Genomic DNA, 4,211 nt, shown 5'->3' with positions numbered 1-4,211 from the left:
TCCGGTCGGCGGTTCCGCGCGGTTGGGTGCGGGCGCGCAAGACGATCGTGTCGGGCAACGCCGTCACCTTCCTGGCCGCCGCGGTGCTGTACTTCCTGGCGATCGGCCAGGTGAAGGGCTTCGCCTTCACGTTGGGCCTCACCACCATCCTTGACCTGGTCGTGGTGTTCCTGGTGACCTGGCCGCTGGTGTACCTGGCCTCCAAGTCGCCGACGCTGGCAAAGCCCGCGTACAACGGCCTCGGAGCCGTTCAGCAGGTCGCCCGCGAACGCCGGGCTTCGTCGCAAGTGAAGACGGGACGGGGATAACCCATGAGTGCCTCCAAGGCATCCAAGGACGCCGCCGAAATCACCGAGGCCTCGGGCGTCGAGGAGCCGGCCGACGACGGCGCCGGCCAGCCGCGGCACAGCTTCATCTCGCGGCTCTACACCGGCACCGGCGCCTTCGAAGTGGTCGGACGCCGCCGGCTGTGGTTCGGCATCAGCGGCGCGATCGTCGCCATCGCCGTGCTCAGCATCGTCCTGCGGGGCTTCACCTTCGGGATCGACTTCAACGGCGGGACCACCGTGTCGATGCCCGCGAACGGCGGGTCGGGCACGGTCACCACCGCCGCGGTGTCCGACGTCTTCCGGAAGACCATCGGCCGCGACCCGGAATCGGTGGTGATCGTCGGCAACGGGGCCTCGGCGACGGTGCAGATCCGCTCGGAGACGCTGTCCAACGATCAGACGTCCAAGCTGCGCAACGCCCTGTTCGACGCGTTCGGGCCCAAGGGCGCCGACGGCAAGCCGAGCAAGCAGGCCATCAGCGATTCGGCGGTGTCGGAAACCTGGGGTGACCAGATCACCAAGAAGGCGCTGATCGCGCTGGTGGTGTTCCTGGCGCTGGTCGCGCTGTACATCACGGTGCGCTACGAGCGCTACATGACGGCCGCCGCGATCGCGGCGATGTTCTTCGACCTGACCGTCACCGCGGGCGTGTACTCGCTGGTGGGCTTCGAGGTCACCCCGGCCACCGTCATCGGGCTGCTGACCATCCTCGGTTTCTCGCTCTACGACACCGTCATCGTGTTCGACAAGGTCGAGGAGAACACCCACGGCTTCCAGCACACCACCCGGCGCACGTTCGCCGAACAGGCCAACCTGGCGATCAACCAGACGTTCATGCGCTCGATCAACACCAGCCTGATCGGGGTGTTGCCGGTGCTGGCGCTAATGGTGGTCGCGGTCTGGCTGCTGGGCGTCGGCACCCTGAAGGACCTGGCGCTGGTGCAGCTGATCGGCATCATGATCGGCACCTACTCGTCGATCTTCTTCGCCACGCCGCTGCTGGTCACCATGCGCGAGCGCACCGAACTGGTGCGCACGCACACCCGCCGCGTCAAGCGTCGCCGCTCCGCGGGGGCCGAGCCCGTCGAGGCCAAGGTCACCGAGGATTCGGAGCCGGAGGCCACCGCGGCCGAGCTCGCATCATCCGACAAGCCCGCACCGAGCAAGCCGGCGCCCGGCGCGCGCCCGGTGCGGCCGACCGGAACCCGGCGTCCGAGCGGCAAGCGAAACGCCGGCCGGCGGTAGTCGCCATGGCGACCAGGTATCGCCTCGTCGGGGGCGCTATCGGTTTGGCCGCAATGCTCGTCGCGGCCGTCACGCTGGCCGCGTGCTCGGGCAGCGCCGCGTCCCAAATCGACTACGTGGTGGACGGGCCGCTGGTCACCTACAACACCAACACCGTCGTCGGCGCCGCGTCGGCCGGGGCGCAGGCGTTCGCGCGCACGCTCGCCGGCTTCAGCTACCACGGCCCGGACGGGCAGACCGTCGCCGACCGCGACTTCGGCACCGTCTCGGTAGTGGGCGGTTCGCCGCTGGTGCTCGACTACCAGATCGCCGACAACGCCGTGTATTCCGACGGCAAGCCGGTGACCTGCGACGACCTGGTGCTGGCCTGGGCCGCGCAGTCCGGCCGGTATCCCGACTTCAACGCCGCCACCCAGGCCGGCTACCTCGACATCGCCAACGTCGAGTGCATGCCCGGCCAGAAGAAGGCCAGGGTGTCCTTCGTCCCGGACCGCGGCATCGTCGACTACAACCAGCTGTTCACCGCCACGTCGCTGATGCCGTCGCACGTCATCGCCGACCAGCTGCACGTCGACGTGACGGCGGCGCTGCTGAGCAACAACACCCAGCTGGTGCAGCAGATCGCCAAGGTGTGGAACACCATCTGGGACCTCAAACCCGGCATCGATCTCAAGCGTTTCCCGTCGTCGGGTCCGTACAAGATCGAACGCGTCCTGGACGGCGGCGCGGTGGTGCTCGTCGCCAACGACCGGTGGTGGGGCCCCAAGGCGATCACCAAGCGCATCACCGTCTGGCCCCAGGGCCCCGACATTCAGGACCGGGTCAACAACCGCAGCGTCGACGTGGTCGACGTGGCCGCGGGCTCGTCGGGAACGCTGACCACGCCGGACAACTACGGCCGCTCCGATTCGCCGTCGGCCGGCATCGAGCAGCTGATCTTCGCGCCGCAGGGGCCGCTGTCGCAGCCCAAGGCCCGCCGCGCGCTCGCGTTGTGCACCCCGCGCGACACGCTCGCGCGCGACGCCGGGGTGCCGATCGCCAATTCCCGCCTGAACCCGGCCGCCGACGACCCCGTCGCCGCCGCCGACGGCGCCGCCGAGGCCGGCCAGTTCGCCAAGGCCGACCCCGGCGCCGCCCGCGACGCACTTGGTGGCACGCCGACGACGGTGCGGATCGGCTACCAGGGGCCCAACGCGCGGCTCGCGGTGAACGTCGGGGTGATCACCAAGGCCTGCGCCGCGGCCGGCATCACCGTCGCCAACGTCGCCCTGGACACCTCGGGGCCGCAGGCCCTCAAGGACGGCAAGATCGACGTGCTGCTGGCCAGCACGGGCGGGGCCGCCGGCAGCGGGTCGACGGGCTCGTCGGCGATGGACGCCTACGACCTGCACAGCGGCAACGGCAACAACCTGTCCGGGTATGCCAACCCGCAGGTCGACAGCGCGATCGGGGCGCTGGCCGTCTCGGCCGACCCCGCCGAGCGCGCTCGGCTGCTGGGCGAAGCGGCGCCGGTACTGTGGGGCGACATGCCGACCCTGCCCCTCTACCGGCAGCAACGCACGCTGTTGATGTCGAAGAAGATGTACGCGGTGACCAAGAACCCGACTCGCTGGGGCGCGGGCTGGAACATGGACCGATGGGCGCTGGTCCAGTGACGCGCGCCGGCGGCAGCGCGCCGGTGGCCAGCGTCATCGCCGCGCTGCTGCGCGAGGTGTCCAACTTTCCCAAGCCGGGTGTCCAATTCAGGGATCTGACCCCGGTGTTCGCCGACCCCGAGGGGTTCGCGGCGATCACCGACGCGCTGGCCGAGATCGCGTCGGGCGCCGACCTGGTGGCCGGGATCGACGCGCGCGGCTTCCTGGCCGCGGCCGCGGTCGCCGACCGGCTGCGCACCGGCGTGCTGGCGATCCGCAAGGGCGGCAAGCTGCCGCCGCCGGTGCACGCCGAGCACTACGACCTGGAGTACGGCAGCGCCACCCTGGAGATCCCCGCCGACGGCATCCGGCTGCGCGGGCGTCGGGTGGTGATCATCGACGACGTGCTGGCCACCGGGGGCAGCCTCGCGGCGGCGGCGCGGCTGCTGGAACGGACCGGGGCGACGGTGATCGCGGCGGCGGTGATCCTCGAGCTGACCGCGCTCGGCGGCCGCGAGGCGCTGGCGGAGTTCCCGGTGCACAGCCTGAGCCGGCTCTAGCGCAGGCCGATCGCTTGAGGGTGAACTGGCGGCGTCGAGTGTGGCGCCCAGGGCGCGGATCTCGCCGTTTCGTCGCCCTGGCCACACACCCGAAGCCCTGAGCGCACACTCAAGGCGGCCGGGGGATGAGACTTTGGCGATATCCTCGAAGTCGGAGGTGACCATCGTGGCGGACGAGAAAGGCGCGGCGCAGGCGCTTGACGCGCCCACGGACGTCGGTGAGGCCCTGCTGGTCGGGGAGCCGGTCACCGCGCAGGCCGCCGAGCCGCCGGAGCAGCCGACCGAGACGCTGAAAACGACTAGCAGCGCGTCGCGCCGGGTCCGGGCCCGGCTGGCCCGCCGGATGACCTCCCAGCGCACCACGCTCAACCCCGTGCTCGAGCCGCTGGTGGCGGTGCACCGGGAGATCTATCCCAAGGCGAACGTGTCGTTGCTGCAGCGCG

Annotated in this window: 3 protein-coding genes and 2 pseudogenes; all 5 read left to right on the top strand. The window is 70.6% G+C overall.

Features of this window, described 5'->3' with window-relative positions:
• Positions 1-308: pseudogene (locus tag A5702_RS13615) on the top strand (protein translocase subunit SecD); the annotation flags it as partial.
• A gap of 3 nt (positions 309-311) precedes the next feature.
• Complete coding sequence (gene secF, locus A5702_RS13610; protein WP_068221348.1) at positions 312-1,574, top strand: protein translocase subunit SecF; 1,263 nt, start codon at positions 312-314, stop codon at positions 1,572-1,574.
• A 5-nt stretch (positions 1,575-1,579) separates the two neighbouring features.
• Positions 1,580-3,229, top strand: coding sequence for an ABC transporter substrate-binding protein (locus A5702_RS13605; protein WP_068221345.1), 1,650 nt, complete (start codon positions 1,580-1,582; stop codon positions 3,227-3,229).
• On the top strand, positions 3,226-3,768 hold the full coding sequence (locus tag A5702_RS13600) for an adenine phosphoribosyltransferase (RefSeq protein ID WP_197281128.1): 543 nt from the start codon (positions 3,226-3,228) through the stop codon (positions 3,766-3,768). The genes A5702_RS13605 and A5702_RS13600 overlap by 4 nt, the downstream gene beginning before the upstream one ends.
• A 166-nt stretch (positions 3,769-3,934) precedes the next feature.
• Positions 3,935-4,211 (top strand): annotated as a pseudogene (locus tag A5702_RS13595) (GTP pyrophosphokinase); the annotation flags it as partial.

Source organism: Mycobacterium sp. E3339 (assembly GCF_001666915.1).
Taxonomy (GTDB): Bacteria; Actinomycetota; Actinomycetes; order Mycobacteriales; family Mycobacteriaceae; genus Mycobacterium.
The sequence above is the reverse complement of the archived record's forward strand: the minus strand, read 5'-3'. Positions and strand labels throughout refer to the sequence as shown.

Coding starts and splice junctions, on each gene's coding strand:
- secF (WP_068221348.1), top strand. CDS start 312: ATGAGTGCCTCCAAGGCATCCAAGGACGCCGCCGAAATCACCGAGGCC.
- A5702_RS13605 (WP_068221345.1), top strand. CDS start 1,580: ATGGCGACCAGGTATCGCCTCGTCGGGGGCGCTATCGGTTTGGCCGCA.